Raw genomic sequence first — 2,787 nt, 5'->3', positions numbered from 1 at the left:
CGCGCATTCCTGCTTAACCGTTGTCAGTGGTGAGCAGGTGTTACCCGGCAGGCGCCAGGCCGCGGGCTTACCCGCGGCTCGAAAGGGCAGCCGCATTGCCACCAGGTGATGGCGCCCCTGTCTGGTGCGCACGGCCCTTTCGGCCGGCGCACCCGCCCGGTCCTACTTGCGCATCAGCGTGCTCTTGCCGAACAGGCTTTCGATCAGGTCGACTGCAATCTCGGCGGTCTTGTTGCGCACGTCCAGCGCCGGGTTCAGTTCCATCACGTCCAGACTGGCGAGGCGGCCGGTGTCGGCGATCATCTCCATGCACAGCTGCGCCTCGCGGTAGGTCGGCCCGCCACCCACCGTGGTGCCGACGCCGGGCGCGATGGCCGCATCGAGGAAGTCGACGTCGAAGCTCACGTGCAGGTGGGTGTTGGCGTCGATCGTCGCCAGCGCCAGCTCCATCGTGTGGCGCATGCCCATTTCGTCGATGTAGCGCATGTCGTAGACCTCCAGGCCCACTTCGTGCACCAGGCGCTTCTCGCCCGGATCGACCGAGCGGATGCCGATCTGGCGGATCCACTTCGGGTTGATCGCCGGCACCTGGCCGCCAATTTCGATCAGCTCTTGCGGGCCGTGGCCGCACAGGCATGCCACCGGCATGCCGTGGATGTTGCCGCTGGGCGTGAGTTGGTTGGTGTTGAAGTCGGCGTGTGCGTCCAGCCAGAGGATGCGCAGCTTCTTGCCGGCCTCGCGGCAATGCCGTGCCACCGCACTGATCGAACCCAGGCCGAGGCAATGGTCGCCGCCCAGCAGGATGGGCAGGCGCCCGTTGGCGAGCTCGGCATGCACCGCGTCGTGCACCAGGCGGTTCCACGCGACCACTTCGGGCAGATGCCGGTAGCCTTCGGTCGGTGGCTGCCAGGGGTTGGACGGGCCGATCAGGTTGCCGCGATCCAGCACTTCGAGGCCGTGGCCCTCGAGGATCGGGCCGATGTTGGCCACGCGCATGGCTTCGGGGCCCATGCTGGCGCCACGCGCCCCGGCGCCGATGTCGGTCGGCGCGCCGATGAGTGAGACTTTTTTCAGCATGGGGGCGTATTGTCCGGTGTTCGTGGCGGAGAAGTATGCGTCCGATGTGGTCGCTGGCCGGATTTTCGGCGGCCTGAAGCTCAGATGCCGCCCGTGTAGTCGCCGTCCCCGTCTTCGCCGGCGTCGAGCCCGTAGTCCTGCGCGAGCACCTCCCAGGCCTCGTCGGCCGTTTCGACGAAGCGGAACAGCTTTTCGTCTCCGGGGCTGATCATGCCCGTCTCGATCAGGTACTCGAAGTCGATCAGCCGGGTCCAGAACTCGCGCCCGAACATCAGGATCGGCCGGCGGCGGCATTTGCCGGTCTGCATCAGCGTCATCGCCTCGAACAACTCGTCGAGCGTGCCGAAGCCACCCGGGAAGCACACCAATGCGACCGAGCGCATCAGGAAGTGCATCTTGCGCAGCGCAAAATAGTGGAACTGGAAGCACAGCTCCGGCGTGATGTAGGGATTCGGCGCCTGCTCGTGTGGCAGCACGATGTTCAGGCCGATGCTCTTGCCGCCGATCTCATGCGCGCCGCGGTTGCCCGCTTCCATGATGCCGGGGCCGCCGCCGGTACACACGTAGATCGGCCGCGCCAGCCGGCGTGATCGTTCGGTCACCAGCTTCGCGAAGCGGCGCGCTTCTTCGTAGAAGCGGCTCATCGCCAGTTGCGTCTCGGCGCGGCGAATGGCGGCGGCATCGCCCACTGCGTTGGCATCGGCCAGCCGATGTTCGGCCGCATCGCGTGGCGGGATGCGCGCACTGCCGAAGATCACCACCGTGCTGCGGATGCCTTGCTCCTGTTGCACCAACTCGGGTTTCAGCAGCTCCAGCTGCATGCGCACCGGCCGCAGCTCGGGGCGGACCAGGAAGTCGGTGTCGGTGAACGCCAGCCGGTAGCTGCTCTCGGGCCCGTCGTAGCGCGGCGGCGCCGACAGGGCTTGTGCCTCTTCTTCGGCGCTGGGGAAATTGCGGGCGGTCAGGTCGATGGGCTTGTCCATCAAGCGGTGGAAATGGCAGAAGGGGGTGGGAGCTTACTCCCGCCGTACCGCCCCAGGGCGCTCGCGCGCACCGGCTTCAGGCGCCGCCGCGTCGTTGTGCGCAGACAGGGCAGTCGGCTTGCCGCGCCAGTCGAATCTCGTCCCAGCGCATGCTGCGCGCGTCGAGCATCAGCAGGCGGCCGGCCAGTGATTCGCCGACGTCGGCGAGCAGCTTCAAGGCCTCGGCCGCCTGCATCGTGCCGATGATGCCCACCAGCGGTGCGAACACGCCCATCAGCGCGCAACGGGCCTCTTCGGTTGTCGCGTCGGGGGGGAACAGGCAGGCGTAGCAGGGTGTGTCCGGCTGCCGGGTGTCGTAGACCGAGATCTGTCCGTCGAAGCCGATCGCCGCACCGGCCACCAGCGGCTTGGCATGCGCGACGCAGGCGGCGTTCACCGCCTGCCGCGTCGCGAAGTTGTCGCTGCAGTCCAGCACCACGTCGGCCGTGGCCACCAGCGTGTCCAGCAGGGCTGCATCGGCACGGTGGCAGACGGTGCGCACATCCAGCGTCGGGTTGATTGCCAGCATCGCCGTGCGGGCAGATTCGGCCTTCGGCGAGCCGACGCGCACCATGCTGTGAGCGATCTGGCGCTGCAAGTTGGTCAGGTCGACGCTGTCATGGTCGACCAGCGTGATGCGGCCGACGCCCGCGGTGCCCAGGTAAAGCGCCACCGGCGAACCGAGGCC

The 2,787-nt window shown here is 67.6% G+C and carries 3 protein-coding genes; all 3 read right to left on the bottom strand.

The features are described from left to right. Nucleotides 1-162: 162 nt before the first annotated feature. Nucleotides 163-1,077: an arginase gene (gene rocF / locus VFY73_RS00340; RefSeq protein ID WP_329715908.1), complete on the bottom strand. Its 915-nt coding sequence runs from the start codon at nucleotides 1,075-1,077 to the stop codon at nucleotides 163-165. An 80-nt stretch (nucleotides 1,078-1,157) separates the two neighbouring features. Next, the gene (locus VFY73_RS00335) at nucleotides 1,158-2,060 is read right to left on the bottom strand and encodes a TIGR00730 family Rossman fold protein (RefSeq protein ID WP_329715907.1); all 903 of its coding nucleotides are present in this window, start codon (nucleotides 2,058-2,060) and stop codon (nucleotides 1,158-1,160) included. A 76-nt stretch (nucleotides 2,061-2,136) separates the two neighbouring features. Next, a partial coding sequence (locus VFY73_RS00330) for a HesA/MoeB/ThiF family protein (RefSeq protein WP_329715906.1) occupies nucleotides 2,137-2,787 on the bottom strand: 651 nt, incomplete at its 5' end.

It is taken from the genome of Ideonella sp. (assembly GCF_036277275.1).
Classification (GTDB): Bacteria; Pseudomonadota; Gammaproteobacteria; order Burkholderiales; family Burkholderiaceae_C; genus Ideonella.
The sequence above is the reverse complement of the archived record's forward strand: the minus strand, read 5'-3'. Positions and strand labels throughout refer to the sequence as shown.